Source organism: Inquilinus ginsengisoli (assembly GCF_031453975.1).
In the GTDB taxonomy this organism is placed as follows: domain Bacteria; phylum Pseudomonadota; class Alphaproteobacteria; order DSM-16000; family Inquilinaceae; genus Inquilinus; species Inquilinus ginsengisoli_A.
Genome location: NZ_JAVDPW010000009.1, coordinates 201,661 through 218,048, shown reverse-complemented (window position 1 = coordinate 218,048; position 16,388 = coordinate 201,661). Strand labels below are relative to the sequence as shown.

The 16,388-nt window shown below is 69.1% G+C and carries 16 protein-coding genes; 7 read left to right on the top strand and 9 right to left on the bottom strand.

Going from position 1 to position 16,388, the window contains the following annotated elements; all coding sequences use genetic code 11:
• Positions 1 to 229: 229 nt before the first annotated feature.
• Positions 230 to 865 (top strand): TetR family transcriptional regulator, encoded by a 636-nt coding sequence (locus E9232_RS25065; RefSeq protein ID WP_309798673.1) that lies wholly within the window; start codon positions 230 to 232, stop codon positions 863 to 865.
• Between the two features lie 22 nt (positions 866 to 887).
• Here the strand turns inward: E9232_RS25065 and E9232_RS25060 are convergent, their stop codons facing one another.
• The 4 genes from E9232_RS25060 to E9232_RS25045 all read right to left on the bottom strand — a co-directional run bounded on the left by E9232_RS25060 (position 888) and on the right by E9232_RS25045 (position 6,325).
• Entirely contained in the window at positions 888 to 2,003 is a 1,116-nt protein-coding gene (locus tag E9232_RS25060; protein ID WP_309798671.1) for a glycosyltransferase family 2 protein, read from the bottom strand.
• On the bottom strand, positions 2,003 to 3,610 hold the full coding sequence (locus E9232_RS25055) for a glycosyltransferase family 39 protein (RefSeq protein WP_309798669.1): 1,608 nt from the start codon (positions 3,608 to 3,610) through the stop codon (positions 2,003 to 2,005). The genes E9232_RS25060 and E9232_RS25055 overlap by 1 nt, the downstream gene beginning before the upstream one ends.
• Before the next feature lie 148 nt (positions 3,611 to 3,758).
• A complete protein-coding gene (locus tag E9232_RS25050) occupies positions 3,759 to 4,622 on the bottom strand; it encodes a 4-(cytidine 5'-diphospho)-2-C-methyl-D-erythritol kinase (RefSeq protein ID WP_309799082.1) in 864 nt (287 codons plus the stop codon).
• 2 nt (positions 4,623 to 4,624) lie between these two features.
• The gene (locus tag E9232_RS25045) at positions 4,625 to 6,325 is read right to left on the bottom strand and encodes a tetratricopeptide repeat protein (RefSeq protein ID WP_309798667.1); all 1,701 of its coding nucleotides are present in this window, start codon (positions 6,323 to 6,325) and stop codon (positions 4,625 to 4,627) included.
• A gap of 200 nt (positions 6,326 to 6,525) precedes the next feature.
• On the opposite strand from E9232_RS25045, the gene fabA reads away from it, so the two are divergent.
• From fabA to E9232_RS25025, 4 genes are read left to right on the top strand one after another with little or no spacing between them, the layout of a single operon-like run.
• The gene (fabA, locus tag E9232_RS25040; protein ID WP_309798665.1) at positions 6,526 to 7,041 is read left to right on the top strand and encodes a 3-hydroxyacyl-[acyl-carrier-protein] dehydratase FabA; all 516 of its coding nucleotides are present in this window, start codon (positions 6,526 to 6,528) and stop codon (positions 7,039 to 7,041) included.
• Positions 7,042 to 7,060: 19 nt separating this feature from the next.
• Positions 7,061 to 8,278, top strand: a complete 1,218-nt coding sequence (fabB, locus tag E9232_RS25035; RefSeq protein WP_309798663.1) for a beta-ketoacyl-ACP synthase I — start codon at positions 7,061 to 7,063, stop codon at positions 8,276 to 8,278.
• On the top strand, positions 8,275 to 9,108 hold the full coding sequence (gene fabI / locus E9232_RS25030) for an enoyl-ACP reductase FabI (protein WP_309798661.1): 834 nt from the start codon (positions 8,275 to 8,277) through the stop codon (positions 9,106 to 9,108). Before fabB ends, fabI begins: the two co-directional genes overlap by 4 nt.
• 46 nt (positions 9,109 to 9,154) lie before the next feature.
• Positions 9,155 to 9,730 carry a pyridoxamine 5'-phosphate oxidase family protein gene (locus E9232_RS25025; protein WP_309798659.1) on the top strand — a complete coding sequence of 192 codons (576 nt, stop codon included), beginning with the start codon at positions 9,155 to 9,157 and terminating at the stop codon, positions 9,728 to 9,730.
• An 87-nt stretch (positions 9,731 to 9,817) separates the two neighbouring features.
• Here the strand turns inward: E9232_RS25025 and E9232_RS25020 are convergent, their stop codons facing one another.
• The 3 genes from E9232_RS25020 to E9232_RS25010 form a co-directional block, all read right to left on the bottom strand.
• On the bottom strand, positions 9,818 to 11,107 hold the full coding sequence (locus tag E9232_RS25020; RefSeq protein WP_309798657.1) for a cystathionine gamma-synthase family protein: 1,290 nt from the start codon (positions 11,105 to 11,107) through the stop codon (positions 9,818 to 9,820).
• A 67-nt stretch (positions 11,108 to 11,174) separates the two neighbouring features.
• Positions 11,175 to 12,200: a cytochrome d ubiquinol oxidase subunit II gene (locus E9232_RS25015; protein WP_309798655.1), complete on the bottom strand. Its 1,026-nt coding sequence runs from the start codon at positions 12,198 to 12,200 to the stop codon at positions 11,175 to 11,177.
• A gap of 4 nt (positions 12,201 to 12,204) precedes the next feature.
• Entirely contained in the window at positions 12,205 to 13,596 is a 1,392-nt protein-coding gene (locus E9232_RS25010; protein WP_309798653.1) for a cytochrome ubiquinol oxidase subunit I, read from the bottom strand.
• A gap of 196 nt (positions 13,597 to 13,792) precedes the next feature.
• Between E9232_RS25010 and E9232_RS25005 the strand changes: the two genes are divergently transcribed.
• Together E9232_RS25005 and E9232_RS25000 are read left to right on the top strand one after the other, a co-directional pair.
• Positions 13,793 to 14,599 (top strand): HesA/MoeB/ThiF family protein, encoded by an 807-nt coding sequence (locus E9232_RS25005; RefSeq protein ID WP_309798650.1) that lies wholly within the window; start codon positions 13,793 to 13,795, stop codon positions 14,597 to 14,599.
• Positions 14,592 to 14,999, top strand: a complete 408-nt coding sequence (locus tag E9232_RS25000; protein WP_309798648.1) for a DsrE/DsrF/DrsH-like family protein — start codon at positions 14,592 to 14,594, stop codon at positions 14,997 to 14,999. The genes E9232_RS25005 and E9232_RS25000 overlap by 8 nt, the downstream gene beginning before the upstream one ends.
• On the opposite strand, the gene E9232_RS24995 is transcribed toward E9232_RS25000, so the two are convergent.
• The gene (locus E9232_RS24995) at positions 15,000 to 15,659 is read right to left on the bottom strand and encodes a hypothetical protein (protein WP_309798646.1); all 660 of its coding nucleotides are present in this window, start codon (positions 15,657 to 15,659) and stop codon (positions 15,000 to 15,002) included. It lies immediately after the preceding gene.
• Between the two features lie 105 nt (positions 15,660 to 15,764).
• Positions 15,765 to 16,367, bottom strand: a complete 603-nt coding sequence (locus E9232_RS24990; protein WP_309798644.1) for a hypothetical protein — start codon at positions 16,365 to 16,367, stop codon at positions 15,765 to 15,767.
• Positions 16,368 to 16,388 lie beyond the last annotated feature (21 nt).

Here is a 16,388-nt window from a genome sequence, read left to right as displayed (position 1 = left end):
GCCACGCACGGCCGGATGCCTGCTACCGGGTCAGGCGCGAAAGGCTGTCCGCGAGGCGATCGCGCCCGCTCAGAAGGTGTTCCGAATCGAGGATGGACACGGTCACGACACCCCCTTCTCGCCTGTCGAATTCTTGCACCGCACAAACACCCGGGCCTCGGGAGACATGATGTGCGGATTGATTTATATACATGCCTGAACGTATGTAAAGGGGGGAGAGGAGACGATCATGGCCCGTCGCACCAAGGCTGAAGCGGAAGAGACCCGGCAGAAGATTCTCGACGCTGCGGAACGCCTGTTCTTCATCGACGGCGTGTCGCGCACGTCGCTGGAGCACATCGCCAATTCCGCCGGCGTGACCCGCGGCGCGATCTATTGGCACTTCAAGAACAAGCTCGAGCTGTTCGAAGCGCTTCACGAACGGGTGAAGCTGCCGGCGGAGGAGATCGTCGAGCGGGCGATGGCCGACGGCCACCCCGATCCGCTGGCCCTGGTCGAGCAGGCGATGGTCGAATCCTTCGTCGCGCTGACCGAGGACGAGCAGCGCCAGCGGGTGTTCACCATCCTGACCTGCCGCTGCGAGTATGTCGGCGAGATGCTGGCGGCACTGGCCCGCCAGCGCGAGGCCCACGACCATATGCGCGCCACCATGAGCCGGGCCTTCACCCTGGCGCAGGAGGAGGGCCGGCTGAGCCCGGCCTGGCCGCCGGATGTCGCCGCCAGCACGCTGACCTGCCTGATGGGCGGGCTGATGGCCGACTGGATCCGTTTCGGCCGCCGCTTCGACCTGATCGAGGTCGGCACGCGCAGCGTCGGCGAGCTCTTCCGGGCGTTCCGCCGCGAGGTCGAGCCGGCGCTCTGCTGACCGCAGGCGCAGGCCCCCTCGCCTACTCCCCTGCGGCTTGCGGCCGGACGCGCTGCCGCTTGCTCCAGGTGAAGGTCGAGGTCACGCCGAAGTTCCACACCGAGGACAGGGCGGCGCCGAGGATGCTGGCCAGCGCCCAGGGCATGGCGCGCTCGTACAGGAACTCCGACACCTGCAGGTTGATCAGCGCGCCGATGGCGCAGGCGGCGTAGAAGGACAGCAGGCCGCGCAGGAAATCACGGCCGCGCAGCTGCTTGTCGCGGTAGGTGATGCGGTTGTTGAGGGCGAAGTTGGTGGACATGGCGACCACCGTCGCCGCCGCCTGCGACCAGTAGAAGTCCCAGCCGAAGCCGTGCAGGAACAACCCGACCAGCGACAGCTGCACCGCCACGCCCGACAGCCCGACCATGACGAACAGGATGAAGCGGGCCGGGATCGCGCCGCCGAGCAGCTTGTCGAAGATCAGCATCAAAAATTCCAGGCTCACGGCGAAGTCCAGCTTGCTCTCGCCGCTGTGCCGGCTGCGGAACACGAAGGGCAGTTCGGCGAAGCGCAGGGGGCGCCCGGCCGAGGCGAAGATGTCGAGCAGGATCTTGAAACCCTGTCCGTTCAGCCGGTCCGCCACCTCTTCGATCAGCGGCCGGCGCAGCATGAAGAAGCCGCTGAGCGGATCCGTCAGATCGGAAGGCACCACCATCTTTGCAAGCCTGATGCCGAGACCGGACAGGCGCTCGCGCTTCTCCGAGAAGCTGCCGAGGTCGCTGCCGGGCAGGAACCGGCTGGCGACGACGATGTCGAGCGTATCGGCCTTCAGCCGCTCCAGCATGCGCGGCAGCAGCGTCTCGTCGTGCTGCAGGTCGGCATCCATCACCGCGAGATAGGGCGCGCCGGTCGCCATCATGCCCTCGACCGTGGCCGAGGACAGGCCGCGCCGGCCGATGCGCTTGAGGCAGCGGACATTGTCGCGGGTCTCGGCCATCCGGTAGACCGCCTCGGCGGTGCCGTCGGTCGAATCGTCGTCGACGAAGATCACTTCCCAGGCGATGCCGGCCAGCGCCCGGTCGAGCAGTTCGACCAGCTGCCCGACATTGCCGACCTCATTCAGGGTCGGGACCACGACCGCGAGTTCGTAGCGCATCACGGCGTCGATCCCTGGGGCTTCGGCGGCAGGGGGAGAGGCCACGGCGCCTTGAAGCCGCGGGCGGTGAAGACGCGCAGGGTCAGCTCGGCCCGGCCGCCGCGGTGGATGATGATGTCGGGCTGCGGCTCGACCGAGGCGAAATAGGGCCGCCAGCGCTCGTCGAACTCCTTCAGGAACTCGTCCTGGCCGATGATGACCGCGTCATGGCCGGCGAAATCCATCTGGTCCCAGCCGAAGGCCAGGTTGCGCGGGTCGCGGCACAGGCACAGCACCGGCAGCCGGTCGCCGAGCTGGACGTCGATCTTGCCGGCCTGGTGCCATTGCGTGCCGACGATAAACAGGCCGGGCTGGTCGTACCAGCCGCGCTGCTGCGCCGCCTGGCGCAAATCGGTCCAGTCCAGCCCCTCCAGCGTCGGGTCCCAGATCTGGTCGGCGTGCAGGCCCGGCACGATCCGCATCCAGCCGGTCGCCGCGTGACTGCCCAGCACGACCAGGACCAGCACCGTGCCGATGGTCGATGCCTTCAGCCAGATTCGGGTGGTGCGGTCCCCGGCCGACAGCCGCCGGGCCACGGCGGCGCCGAGCAGCGGGAACAGCATCAAGTAGCCAGGGGCCTGCCAGTGGAAATGGGCGCCGACCTTGGCCCAGGCGGCGACGGCGGTGAACAGCACGATCGGGATGATGCCCAGGCTGCACAGGAACCAGCCGCGCAGATCCTTCGGCCCGCGTATCAACCCGGCGATGAAGACCCAGATCATCGGCAGCCAGATCCAGGGCAGCAGCCAGATCGCCTGGCCGCCGATGTTCTGGGCCAGCCAGTCCAGCCGCACCCGGCCGCCGCCGCTGCGACCGGTCTGGAACAGGAACGACACCCACTGGTTCTCGGCGTTCCAGATCACCACGGGGGCGAAGATCGCAAGCGCGACCAGGACGGCGATCCATGGCGCCGGCCGGGCCAACCAGACCCGCCGGCCCTTGGTGGTCAGCAGGAACACCAGGAGGCCGGCCATGATCAGCACGGCATGGTATTTCGACAGCAGCGCCAGGCCGAAGCAGACCCCCGCGGCCAGCCACCAGCCCCAGGCGGCGCCGGGCGAGATCTCCTCCGGCTCCGGCACCACCACGCGGGCGGTGCAGTAGGTGGCGGCCAGCAGGAACAGGAACAGCGGCCCATCCGGCTGGACCCAGCTGCCGACGCTGACGAAGAACAGGGCCGAGAGGTTCAGCAGCAGCGCCGCCCACACCCCGGCCCAGGCCCCGAACAGGAAGGCGCCGAGCCGGTACATCACCCAGGTCGAGACCGCGAACATCAGGACATAGGGCAGCCGCAGCCACAGCTCGGCGTCGCCCAGCCCGACCATCGCATGGGTCAGCCACAGGAACAGCGGCGGCTGGTCGAAATAGCTCAGCGCGAAGAAGCGCGCGGTCGCGATGTAGTAGGATTCGCCGTTGCCGTAGCCGATTGCCCAGGACAGGGCAAACCGCAGCAGCCCGCCCAGCAGGATCAGCCACAGCATCGCCCCTTGGGGGGTGTCGAGCCGCGGCCAGCCGGCGGACCCTGCGGATCCGGGCCGGGACTTCGCGGCGGGAAAAGCGTCGGTCATCGGAATTCCCAGCGGCCCGGCCCCGAGGGTCGAACCGCAACCTTAACGAGTTGTGGATCCGGCGATCCACCGGCGCGCGACCGCGCTTCATACCAGCCCGGGCCGTGGTCGCCCAGCAGGATCATTCCGGCCAGGACGCGCCGCCTCGTCAGAGCAGCGCCCCCGCCGCCGCCCACCAGCCGTGGCCGGCCAGAACCGATGCCGCCGCCCGCGCCGCGGCCGGACTGTCGAACAGCCCGAAGCAGGTGGCGCCACTGCCCGACATGCGGGACAGCCGGCACCCCGGCTGCGCCGCCAGGGCCGCCAGCACCTCGGTTACCGCCGGCACCAGCCTCCCGGCGGGTTCGGCCAGGTCGTTGCCACGGTCGGCGAGCAGCCGGCACAGCCGGTCCAGGCCGGGCCGCGCCTCCGCGAACCGGGCCTCGGGCGAGAAGCCGCCCTGCCGGGCCTTGAACACCGCCGGCGTCGACAACGGCACGCCGGGATTGACCAGCAGGATCGGGATGCCCGCCAAGTCCGGCCCGGGATCGAGCCGCTCGCCGACGCCGCCGAGCCAGGCGGTGCGGCCATCGAGGCAGACCGGGACGTCGGCACCGAGGCCCGCGGCGACCTCGCGCAGCCGCGGATCATCCGCTGCCAGATCCCAGATCCGGGCGAGGCCGCGAAGCACCGCCGCGGCGTCGGCCGAGCCGCCGCCGATCCCGGCCGCCACCGGCAGTCGCTTGTCGAGGGTGATCGCGATGCCGTCCGGATGGCCGGTGGCGGCCGCCAGCCGCCGCACCGCGCGCAGCACCAGGTTGTCGTCGCCCGCCGGAACCGCGCCGGCGAAGGGCCCGCTGACCGCCAGGCTGGGTGCGTCGGCCCGGGCCAGGGTCAACGCGTCGCTGACATCGGCGAACACCACCAGGCTGTCGAGCAGGTGATAGCCGTCGTCGCGCTTGCCGACGACGTGGAGATAGAGGTTGACCTTGGCCGGGGCGGTGCCTGACCAGACCTCGCCGCCCTGCGCCATGCTCAATTGGCGGTGACCGGGGCCGGGGCGTTCGCCGGCAGGCCGTCGGCCAGCTTCTGCTCGATCTTCTCCTTGGGCGGATCGCCCTCGGTGGTGCGCAGCGCCGCCTCCCACTGGTAGCGGGCCTCGACCTTGCGGCCGGCCCGCCAGTAGGCGTCGCCGAGATGGTCGTTGATGGTCGGATCCTCGGGCTTCAGCGTGATCGCCTTCTCCAGCGTCTCCACCGCCTTGTCCACTTGGTTGGTCCGGTAATAGACCCAGCCCAGGCTGTCGATGATGTAGCCGTCATCCGGCGTCAGATCGACCGCCTTGCGGATCAGGTCCTCCGCCTCCTTCAGGTCCTTGCCGCGGTCGAGCAGGGAGTAGCCGAGATAGTTCAACAGATTGGCGTGCTGGGGGTTGAGGGCGATGGCGCGGCGCAGATCCTGCTCCGCCCGATCGAACCGGCCGCTGCGCTCCAGCGCGATGCCGCGGCGGTAGAGGAAGGTCCAGTCGATCTCCTCCAGCCGCTTCTGCCGGCGCGCCGCGTCGTCATAGGCGACGACCGAGGAGGCGAATTCCTGCTTGGCCCGATAGAGGTCGCCCAGCCGGAGATAGCCGGCGGCGCTGTCCGGCCGTTCCGACACCAGGTCGCCGGCCAGCGCGATGCCCTGGTCGTAATCGTCGAGCCCTTCGAGCGCGAGGGTCTCGCGCAGCCGCGCCATCCAGCCGGCCGGGGTGTTGTCCGGCAGCGCCTCATAGGCGGCGATCGCGTTCTTGTACTGCTCCTGCCCGGCCAGGATGTCGCCCAGCAGGATCTGCGCCACCGGGAAGTCCGGCCGCAGGTACAGCGCCAGGCGGGTGTAGATGAGGGCGGTGTCGCCGCCATCGGCCTGCCGGTCCTGGCTGACCGCGCTGGCGATGTAGAACAGCGCCTCGGCCAGCCCGTCGCTCGGGCTGCCGATGATCGGCTGCGCCCGCTCGCCCTTGTCCAGCCGCTGCGTCGCCGGCTCCAGCAGCAGGTTCTCGCCGTTCTGGTCGGCGAAGCTGCTGTAGAGGGCGCGCGCCTTGTCGCGCTGGCCTTGGCGCTGGTAGACGCTGGCCAGCCCTTCGACCAGCCGCACCGTCTTGCCGACGTCGCCCAGTGCCTCGTAGGCCTTGGCGGCCCCGTCGAGATCGCCGAGGTAATCGAGCAACAGGGCCTTCTGGATCGCGCCCAGCGCATCCGGCCGGGCGCCCTTCAGCAGCGGATCCAGGCTGGACAGCGCCGCCTTGCCGTCGCCCGCCCCGATCCGCAGCCAGGCCGAGATGATCGGGGTGATCGACTTGGCGGTGCCCGCCGTCTCCACCGTCTTCAGCCGCGTCAGCGCGTCGCGCCACTTGCCGGCCTTGACGTCGTGCAGGATCAGGGTGATCCGCACCAGCTGGTCGGCGGTGTCGGCCGTGTCCAGCCGGAGGGCCAGCTTGGCCGCGCCTTCGACGTCGCCGCCGGCGAGGGTCAGGGTGAAGCTGCGACGCAGCAGGCCGAGATTGTCCGGGTCCTCGGCCAGCACCTGGCCGAAGAACCGGCCGGCGCTGGAGAGGTCACGCGCCACCAGCGCATGGCTGCCCGAGAGATAGGCGCCCGACACGGTGCGGGGATCGGTGGCGGCCTGCGCCGCCATCGGCCCGAATGCGGTCGCCGCGAGACAAGAGGCCAGTAGGGTGGTCCGCCAGACGGTCATGCGCGTCCAATTCCGCCAAAAGGGCATTGATCCCCCGAAGCTAGGGTGCCCGGAGGTCGCAGGCAATCCTTGTTCGCCGCGACCATTGGGCCCATCCGCCCCCGAACGACCGGGCGGGGCGGCCACTGCAGCCTTGTGCCCCCTTAAAAAAACGCTACAGTCGCGCCCGTCGGTGAGACAATGAAGGCACCCGCGCGGCCGTGACCGGTAAATCGAGCTACACCTACGAAGACCTGCTGTCCTGCGCCCATGGCGAGCTGTTCGGGCCGGGCAATGCCCGGCTGCCGCTGCCGCCGATGCTGATGATGGACCGGATCACCACGATCAGCGACCAGGGCGGCGCCCATGGCCGCGGCGAGGTCGTGGCCGAGTTCGACATCCGGCCGGACCTCTGGTTCTTCGCCTGCCATTTCGAATCCGATCCGGTGATGCCCGGCTGCCTCGAGCTCGACGCGCTGTGGCAGCTGCTCGGTTTCTTCCTCGGCTGGACCGGAGCGCCGGGCCGCGGCCGGGCGCTGGCAACCGGCGAAATCAAGCTCACGGGCCAGGTGCTGCCGAGCGCCAAGCTCCTGACCTACCGGCTCGACCTGAAGCGCGTGATCAACCGGAAGCTGGTGCTGGGCATCGCCGACGGCAGCGTCGCCGTCGACGGCAAGACGATCATGGAAGCCAAGGATCTGCGGGCCGGCCTGTTCACGTCGACCGAAGCGTTCTGACGTACGGCGGAGAATGATCATGCGACGCGTAGTCGTCACCGGGCTCGGCGTCGTCTCGAGCATCGGCAACAATCAGGATGAGGTCACGGCCAGCCTGCGCGACGGGCGGTCGGGACTCGTCGCGGCGCCAGAATACAAGGAGCTGGGCTTCCGCTGCCATGTCCACGGCACGGTCAAGCTCGACCCCGCCGACCACATCGACCGGCGCGTCCTGCGCTTCATGGGGCCGGGCGCCGCCTACAACTACATCGCCATGGCCCAGGCCATCGCCGATGCCGGGCTGGAGGAGAGCGACGTCTCGAACGAGCGCTCCGGCCTGATCATGGGCTCCGGCGGCCCGTCGACCTCGAACCAGGTCGATGCCGCGGACATCACCCGCGAGAAGGGGCCGAAGCGCATCGGCCCCTACATGGTGCCGCGCTGCATGTCGTCGACCAATTCGGCGACGCTGGCGACGCCGTTCAAGATCAAGGGCGTCAACTACTCGATCTCCTCCGCCTGCTCGACCTCGGCGCATTGCATCGGCAATGGCGCCGAGCTGATCCAGTGGGGCAAGCAGGACATCGTCTTCGCTGGCGGCGGCGAGGAGCTGCACTGGACCCTGTCGGTGCTGTTCGATTCGATGGGCGCCTTCTCCTCCCGCTTCAACGATACGCCGCAGACGGCCAGCCGGGCCTATGACCGCGACCGCGACGGCTTCGTCATCGCCGGCGGCGGCGGCACCGTGGTGCTGGAAGAGCTGGAGCACGCCAAGGCGCGAGGCGCCAAGATCTATGGCGAGCTGGTCGGCTACGGCGCCACCTCGGACGGCTACGACATGGTCGCGCCGTCGGGCGAGGGTGCTGTGCGCTGCATGCGCCAGGCGCTGGCGACGGTGGACGGCCCGGTCGACTACATCAACACCCACGGCACCTCGACCCCGGTCGGCGACGTCACCGAGCTGGGCGCGATCCGCGAGGTGTTCGGCGACAAGGCGCCCAAGATCAGCTCGACCAAGTCGCTGTCCGGCCATTCGCTGGGCGCCGCCGGGGTGCATGAGGCGATCTACAGCCTGCTGATGATGAAGCACGACTTCATCGCCGCCAGCGCCAACATCGAGAACCTGGACCCGGCGGCGGAAGGGTTCCCCATCGTGCGGCAACGCATCGACAATGCCGGGCTGACCACGGTCCTCTCCAACAGCTTCGGCTTCGGCGGGACCAACGCGACGCTCGCCTTCAAGCGGTACGCTGCATGACCACGACCTCGACCGAGACCCGGACCACCGGGCTGATGGCCGGCAAGCGCGGCCTGATCATGGGCGTCGCCAACAACCACTCGATCGCCTGGGGCATCGCCTCGTCGCTGGCGCGCGAAGGGGCCGAGCTGGCCTTCACCTATCAGGGCGACGCCTTTCGCAAGCGGGTGGAGCCCCTGATCCAATCGATCGGCGCCAGTTTCCTGGCGCCTTGCGACGTCGAGGACGACGCCTCGATCGCCGCCCTGTTCGACCGGCTGGCGGCGGAATGGGGGTCGATCGACTTCCTGGTCCATGCCATCGCCTATTCCGACAAGGAAGAGCTGAAGGGCCGCTACCTCGACACCACGGCCGACAACTTCAGCCGCACCATGCGGATCAGCTGCTACTCCTTCACCGCGCTGGCGAAGCGGGCGGCGGCGATTATGCCGAACGGCGGCAGCCTGCTGACGCTGACCTATCTCGGCGCCGAGCGGGTGATGCCGAACTACAACGTCATGGGCGTGGCCAAGGCGGCGCTGGAGGCCAGCGTGCGCTACCTCGCGGCCGATCTGGGCCCGCAGGGGATCCGGGTCAACACCATCTCGGCCGGGCCGATGCGGACCCTGGCCGGCAGTGCCATCGGCGACGCCCGCTACGTGTTCCGCTTCAACCAGCAGAACAGCCCGCTGCGCAAGAACGTCACCCTCGACGAGGTCGGCGGCGCAGCCCTGTACCTGCTGGGGCCGCTGTCGACCGGCGTCACCGGTGAGGTGCACCATGTCGACGCCGGCTACCACGCCATCGGCATGCCGCCGGCGCCGCGCAACAGCGAGGCCGCCGAGGTTTAGTCGCGCCAGGGCGGGCTTCCCCACCCGCCCCACGGGAGGAGGAGCCATGGCCAAGCAGTTTCCGGAGATCTCGCCGGCGCTGCAGGAGTTCATCCTGCGGCAGCGGGTGTTCTTCACCGCCTCCGCCGCCACGACCGGGCGGGTCAATGTCTCGCCCCGCGGCACCGATATGCTGCGGGTGCTGGGACCGAATGCGGTCGTCTATCTCGACCTGACGGGCAGCGGCAACGAGACCGCGGCGCATCTGCGCGCCACCGGCCGGCTGACCGTGATGTTCTGCGCCTTCGAGGGCGCGCCGATGATCCTGCGGCTGTACGGCGCCGGCCGGGTGCTGCGCCGCGGCGGCCCGGACTACGCCCGCCTGCTGGCAACGGAATACGGCGGCACGGAGCCGCTCGGCGCCCGCCAGATGGTGCTGCTGGACATCGATCTGGTCCAGACCTCCTGCGGCTTCGGCGTGCCGCTGTTCGACCATGCGGGCGAACGGCCGACCCTGGCGCGCTGGGCCGAGGCGAAGGAGAAGCAGGAGGGGCTGGAGGCCTATCGCCGGCAGAAGAACACCCGCAGCATCGACGGGCTGCCGACCGGCCTGTTCGAGGAGGACCCGGTTCCGGTCGGGTGACGTTCCCGCAGGTCGGGTTCGCAATTGCGAACCCGACATCGATCCGTCGGCAAGACGTTGGGTTCGCAAGGCGAACCCAACCCATGTTCACCCCAGGCTCGCCGCCAGCGCCTGGGTCAGGTCGGCGATCAAATCCTCGGTGTGCTCGATGCCGATCGAGACGCGGATGGTGGCGTCGGAGATGCCGATCCGCTCGCGCGTCGCCTTGGGCACGCCGGAATGCACCGTGGTCGCCGGGTGGCAGACCAGCGATTCGGTGCCGCCCAGGCTGACCGCCAGCTTGAAGATCTGCAGCGCGTTGAGGAAGCGGAAGGCCTCGGCCTCGCCGCCCTTGATGTCGAAGGAGAAGGTGGTGCCGGCGCCGGTGCATTGCCGTTCGAACACCGCCCGCTCCGGGCTGCCCGCCGGCAGCAGCGAGGGGTAGTAGACCTTCGCCACCTGCGGATGCTCGTGCAGGAACCGCGTCACCGTCTCGGCGCTGCGGCAGGCCGCGTTCATGCGCAGCGACAGGGTCTCGAGCGACCGCGCGATCATCCAGGCCGAATGCGGGTCGAGCTGGGTGCCGATGGCGCCGCGCAGCAGCTTGACCTGGCGCACCTGGTCGCGGCGGCCGAGCACCGCGCCGGCGACGAGGTCGCTGTGGCCGCCGACATATTTGGTCAGTGAATAGACCACGATGTCGGTGCCGTGCAGGATCGGCTTCTGGAAGATCGGGCCCAGCAGGGTGTTGTCGCAGACGATCACCGGCATATGGCCCTGCTTCGCCCCGATCTCGTCGGCGATGCGGCGCATCAGGTCAAGGTCGACCAGGGTGTTCAGCGGGTTCGACGGCGACTCGACCAGGATCACCGAGACCCGGCCCTTGGCCATCGCCGCCTCGGCGCCCTCGCGCACCACCGCCTCGTCGACCCCATCGGCGAAGCCGATCGCGTCGATCTGGAACGGCAGCAGGGTGCGCGCGATCAGCGTCTCGGTGCCGCCATACAGCGGCTGGCTGTGCAGGATCACGTCGCCCGGCCGGGCGAAGGCCAAGAGGGTGGTGGCGATCGCCGACATGCCGCTGGAGAAGATCCCCGCCGCCTCGGCGCCCTCATGGATCGCCAGGCGGTCCTCGACGATCTCGCTGTTGGGGTGGTTGAAACGGGTGTAGACGAGGCCGGCATCGGCGCCCGGTTTCGGCTCGCGCCGGCCTGCCGTGTAGTCGAAGAAATCCCGCCCGTCCTCGGCCGATTTGAACACGAAGGTCGAGGTCAGGAACACCGGCTGCTTGACCGCCCCTTCGGACAGGGTCGGGTCATAGCCGTATCCGAGCATCAGCGTCTCAGGATGCAGCTTGTGGTTGCCGATGCGGTCCTTGCGGTAACCCGATCCGGCCATGGTTTCTCTCCTGAAAAGGCGGCGTTGGCGCGGAGACTACCCTGGCCGCCGATTCCGCAACAGCGGATCAGTGATAGCCGTCGCCCGACTTCACCTTGCCGCGGAACACCCAGTAGGAATAGGTGGTGTAGGTCAGGATCAGCGGGATCAGGAACAGGACGCCGACCAGCAGGAACAGCTGCGACGAGGCCGACGACGCCGTGTCCCAGATGGTCAGGTTCGGCGGCACCAGCTTCGGGAACAGGCTGATGGCCAGGCCGGTGTAGCCGAGCACGAACAGCCCGAGCGTATAGAGGAACGGCGCGTAGTCGGAGCCGCGCTGCAGCGACAGCCACAGCCGCCAGGCCAGCAGCACCACCAGGATCGGCACCGGCACGAAATACGCGATGTTGGGCCAGGTGAACCAGCGCTCGGCGACGCTCTGGTCCAGCAACGGCACCCACAGGCTGACCACGGCCATGGCGGCCAGCACGGCGAGCAGCACCCCACCCATGGCCCGGCGGGCCCAGGCCTGCAGCGTACCTTCGGTCTTCATCACCAGCCAGCCGGCGCCGAGCAGCCCGTAGCCGAAGATCAGGGCGACGCCGGTCATCAGGCTGAACGGCGAGACCCACAGGAACGAGCCGCCGGCGTAATGGGTGCCGACCGTGGGGAAGCCCTGGACGAAGGTGCCCAGCACCACGCCCTGGAAGAAGGTCGCGAACAGGCTGCCGCCGCTGAACGCCACGGTCCACAGCCATTTGCTGCTGTGGGCCTTGAACCGGAATTCGAAGGCGACGCCGCGGAAGATCAGCCCCATCACCATGAAGGTGATCGGCAGGTACAGCGCCGGCAGGATGATCGAGAAGGCCAACGGGAAGGCGGCGAGCAGGACGACCCCGCCGAGCACCAGCCAGGTCTCGTTGCCGTCCCAGATCGGCGCCACCGACCCCATCATCAGGTCGCGGTCCTCCTCGCTGCGGGCCCAGGGGAACAGGATGCCGACGCCGAGGTCGAACCCGTCCATCAGCACATACATGAACACACCGCCGGCGGCGACCGCCGCCCAGATCAGCGGCAGGGCGGTGGCGATGGTCCAGACTTCCGGCATCATGGCGTCACTCCCCGGATTCGAGAGAGGCGTCCGGCAGCGAGAACGGCCGCGCCGGGGTCTTGAAGGTTTCCTCGCGGTCGGCCTCCGGCGCTTCCGGCCCGATCCGGATCAGCTTGACGATGTAGTAGACGGCGGAGCCGAGCAGCATGGCGTAGATCAGCACGAACAGGACCACCGACAGCAGCACGCTGCCGCCGCCGACCGGCGAATGCGCGTCCTCGGTGCGCAGCAGGCCCTGCACCACCCAGGGCTGGCGCCCGATCTCGGTGGTGTACCAGCCGGCGATCACGGCGACGAAGCCGGACGGGATCATCGCCACCATGATGCGCTGGAACCAGCGGCTGTCATACAGCCGGCCGGTGGCGCGCAGCACCAGGCCGAGGACCCCGGCGCCGAGCATCAGGAAGCCCAGCCCCACCATGACGCGGAAGGTCCAGAACACCGTGGCGACCGACGGCCGGTCCTGGGGCGGGAAGTCCTTCAGCCCCTGCACCGAGCCACCCCAGCTGTGGGTCAGGATCAGCGAGCCGATATGCGGGATCTCGATGGTGAAGTCGTTCTTCTCGCCGGCCTGGTCGGGCCAGGCGAACAGGATCAGCGGCACATCGCCGCCGGTCTGCCAATGCGCCTCGATCGCCGCCAACTTGGCCGGCTGGTGTTCGCGGACCTCCAGCCCCGACTGGTCGCCGAAGAAGATCTGCAGCGGCGCCAGCACCGCGATCAGCCACAGGCCCATCGAGAAGGCGCGGCGCGATTCGAGCACGGCGCGGCCACGCAGCAGGTACCAGGCCGAGACGCCGATGATGACGAAGGCCGTGGTCAGGTAGGCTGCGGTCACCGTGTGCAGGAAGCGGATCGGGAAGGATGGATTGAACACGATGGCGAACCAATCGATCGGCTCGACCACGCCGTTCACCAGCTCGTAGCCCGCCGGGGTGTGCAGCCAGGAATTGGCCGACAGGATCCAGAAGGCCGACAGCGCGGTGCCGACGGCCACGGCGACGGTGGCGGCGAGATGGACGGCGCGCGGGACCTTGTCCCAGCCGAACAGCATGATGCCGAGGAAGCCGGCCTCAAGGAAGAAGGCCATCACCACCTCATAGCCCAAGAGCGGGCCGAGGATGCTGCCGCCGATCCGCGACAGCTCGCTCCAGTTCGTGCCGAACTGGTAGGTCATGACGATGCCGGTGACGACGCCGACGCCGAAGGACACGGCGAAGATCTTGATCCAGAACTTGTACAGCGTGCGGTATTCGGCGTGCCCGGTCTTCAGCCACAGCGCTTCCAGCACCGCCAGCCAGCTCGCCACCCCGATGGTGAAGGCCGGGAACAGGAAGTGGAACGACATGACGAAGCCGAACTGGAACCGCGACAACAGGACCGGATCGAGATCCATGGCGCTTCTCCTCTGAAACCGGCTTGGCGGGAACCGGCCTGGCAACGGTTCCTGTATTTCTCAGGTCGGCAAAGAATATGCCATAGACCGATGGTATCGCTCACGCGCCTTCGCGCGTGCCATAAGGCCCCAGCCGGTCGACACGCCGCAGCGCAACGGGCTCGCGGATCATGATAGACGCCGCTATTCTGCGGCGATGAGCTTTACCGACGCCCAGATCAAGCGCTATGCGCGGCACATCCTGCTGCCCGAGGTCGGCGGCAAGGGCCAGCAGAAGCTGCTCTCCGCCCGTGTGCTGGTGATCGGCGCCGGCGGCCTCGGCTCCCCTCTCCTGCTCTACCTCGCCGCCGCCGGCATCGGCACCATCGGCATCCATGACGACGACGTGGTCGAACTGAGCAACCTGCAGCGCCAGGTGGTGCACGACACCACGACGCTGGGCCAGCTGAAGGTCGACAGCGCCATCGTCCGGCTGCAGGCCCTGAACCCCGAGGTGCGGGTCGAACGCTTCGCCGACCGGCTGACCGCGGCGACAGCGCTGGATCGCGTCGGCGTCTTCGACATCGTGGTCGACGGCAGCGACAACTTCGCCACCCGCTACCTGCTGAACGACGCCTGCTACCTCGCGGGGCGGCCGCTGGTCTCGGCGGCGATGCTGCGCTTCGAGGCGCAGCTGTCGACCTTCAAGGCGCATCTCGGCGACCCGCACCCCTGCTATCGCTGCCTGTTCCCGGCGCCGCCCGAGCCGGGCACGGTGCCGACCTGTTCGGAGGCCGGGGTGTTCGGCGCCCTGCCCGGCGTGCTGGGGTCGATGCAGGCGATCGAGACGATCAAGGAGATCCTGGGCATCGGCGAGGGCCTGTCCGGCCGGCTGCTGCTGTATGACGCGCTGGAGGCGCGGCTGCGCGAGATCGCCCTGCCGCGCGACCCGGGCTGCCCGCTGTGCGGCGACCATCCCACGCTGACCGACCTGGCGCATCACCATGGCACGGCCCATGACTGACGGCCCGGCCGGCATCGGCGCGCTGTCGATCGTGGTGTTCGACGGCCGCTTCGACCGGGTGCACTACGCTCTGGTGCTGGCCAGCGCCGCGGTGGCAACCAACCGGCCCGCCACCCTGTTCTTCACCGGCCAGGCGCTGCGGGCGCTGCTGCCCGAGGGCTGGCGGCGGCTGGACGGCGACGCCGAGGCGCGGGAGGCCGATTTCGCCGCCCGCCGGGTCGCCACCTTCGCCGAGCTGCTGGACGCCTGCCGGGCCCTGGGGGTGCGCTTCATCGCCTGCGAGATGGGCTTGCGCGCACTCGGCCTCGCCGCCGCTGACCTCGCCGTCCCGGCCCAGATCGCCGGCGTCGTCACCCTCCTGGCCGAGACGCCGCGCGACGGCCAGCTGCTGTTCGTCTGATCATCGGGAAGGGGCACCGGTCCAAGATCGCAGGTTCACCGGAAGGCTGAACTGGAACGAGGGTATGTCGGTCATCCGGTCGGTCGGGCTGCCGAGCGCGCGGTTGATCGACAGCCGCAGCCACCGCGCCCGCCGATCGATCCCGCCGACAAAGACCAGCTTTCCCGCGAGATGCGAGGCCGGCGGAATCCAGATCTCCGGGTTGTCGATCGGTGGCAGGAAGGAATAGGCGCCGCCGAGATCGTCGAACAGTTGCAGGCTGCCTGATGGGTTGAGCAGGTTGCGCGCCGCAGCCGGGTTGAAGATCTCGATCTCGACCACGACGCTCCGCGGCAGGTACGTTATGGTCTCGACCGAAATCGTCACGCCGTTCGGATGCGTCTTCCGCTGCTGCACGCGCGTTGCGACGGTCCCGGCCGGATCGACCGGCGGGGCGGCCGGCGCCGGCTGCCCGATCCTGGGTTCCGGCGGCGGCAGCCCCGGCTTGACGATAGGGTATGTCGGGGTCGGGGTTCCGAGCGTATGGAATTCCGGGATCGAAACCTCGGGTGAAGGCTGCGCCCATGCCGAGCTCGCCAGAACGGCAGCTAGCATCGCGGCGGCACCCAGCGGCATCCTCGTGATCCGGGATTGTCCTCCGCGGCAGGCGAAATCGGTCATAGCGACCCAATCTCCGCCGCCGTGACCGGCACTCGCAATTTGGCGAATCGGGTGAGCCCACCGTCATCCGACCGATGGACGCCGTCGCGCGCGCAGCCGCCGCGTCTAGGACACCGGCATCCGGAACAGGAACAGGGGGGCCGCGGTCAGCCGGTCGACCCGGCTGCCGATCTGCCCGTTGGTCGCCAGCTGCACCGACCGGGCTTCGGCGTCGATCGGCCCGACGAAGACGAAGCTGGCCGAGACCTGCGATTGCGGGGCGATCTGCACTTCCGGATTGTCGGTGGGCGGCACGAACCGGTAGCTGCGGCCGAGGTCGTCCGCCAGCGACAGGGTGCCATTGCGGTTGAGCCAGGCGGCCCGGCCGGACGGATTGAGGATGCTGGCCGCGACCACGATGCTGTCGGCCCTGAACGTGATGCTGGTCAGCGTCACCACCACGCCGTTCGGATGGACCTGGCGCTGATCCAGCTGGATGATGCGGCCGGGCCCTTCCTGCCCGCCCAGATTGGCGGCCGGCGCCGCCGGAGCCGTCAGCTGCGGCTCCGGCCGGGACGGCAGCCCGGGCGCGATGAGCGGCTGCGCAGGAGTCGGGGTCGAGGGCTGGACCGTCGGCGGCAGCCCCGGCTGGTTCAGCAGCCCCTGCGCCTGGGCACTTGCCGCGGCGGCCATGACCGCCATCGCGACCAGGCTCGGCCGAAGTCTCATCGCACGTCTCCCCAGATCTCG

What these genes read in the sequence shown, in the direction of transcription:
- E9232_RS25005 (WP_309798650.1), top strand. Translation starts at nt 13,793, where the DNA reads ATGAGCTTTACCGACGCCCAGATCAAGCGCTATGCGCGGCACATCCTG.
- E9232_RS25065 (WP_309798673.1), top strand. Translation starts at nt 230, where the DNA reads ATGGCCCGTCGCACCAAGGCTGAAGCGGAAGAGACCCGGCAGAAGATT.
- E9232_RS25020 (WP_309798657.1), bottom strand. Translation starts at nt 11,107, where the DNA reads ATGGCCGGATCGGGTTACCGCAAGGACCGCATCGGCAACCACAAGCTG.
- E9232_RS25060 (WP_309798671.1), bottom strand. Translation starts at nt 2,003, where the DNA reads ATGCGCTACGAACTCGCGGTCGTGGTCCCGACCCTGAATGAGGTCGGC.
- fabI (WP_309798661.1), top strand. Translation starts at nt 8,275, where the DNA reads ATGACCACGACCTCGACCGAGACCCGGACCACCGGGCTGATGGCCGGC.
- E9232_RS24990 (WP_309798644.1), bottom strand. Translation starts at nt 16,367, where the DNA reads ATGAGACTTCGGCCGAGCCTGGTCGCGATGGCGGTCATGGCCGCCGCG.
- fabB (WP_309798663.1), top strand. Translation starts at nt 7,061, where the DNA reads ATGCGACGCGTAGTCGTCACCGGGCTCGGCGTCGTCTCGAGCATCGGC.
- E9232_RS25050 (WP_309799082.1), bottom strand. Translation starts at nt 4,622, where the DNA reads ATGGCGCAGGGCGGCGAGGTCTGGTCAGGCACCGCCCCGGCCAAGGTC.
- E9232_RS25000 (WP_309798648.1), top strand. Translation starts at nt 14,592, where the DNA reads ATGACTGACGGCCCGGCCGGCATCGGCGCGCTGTCGATCGTGGTGTTC.
- E9232_RS25055 (WP_309798669.1), bottom strand. Translation starts at nt 3,610, where the DNA reads ATGACCGACGCTTTTCCCGCCGCGAAGTCCCGGCCCGGATCCGCAGGG.
- E9232_RS25015 (WP_309798655.1), bottom strand. Translation starts at nt 12,200, where the DNA reads ATGATGCCGGAAGTCTGGACCATCGCCACCGCCCTGCCGCTGATCTGG.
- E9232_RS24995 (WP_309798646.1), bottom strand. Translation starts at nt 15,659, where the DNA reads ATGACCGATTTCGCCTGCCGCGGAGGACAATCCCGGATCACGAGGATG.
- E9232_RS25010 (WP_309798653.1), bottom strand. Translation starts at nt 13,596, where the DNA reads ATGGATCTCGATCCGGTCCTGTTGTCGCGGTTCCAGTTCGGCTTCGTC.
- E9232_RS25045 (WP_309798667.1), bottom strand. Translation starts at nt 6,325, where the DNA reads ATGACCGTCTGGCGGACCACCCTACTGGCCTCTTGTCTCGCGGCGACC.
- E9232_RS25025 (WP_309798659.1), top strand. Translation starts at nt 9,155, where the DNA reads ATGGCCAAGCAGTTTCCGGAGATCTCGCCGGCGCTGCAGGAGTTCATC.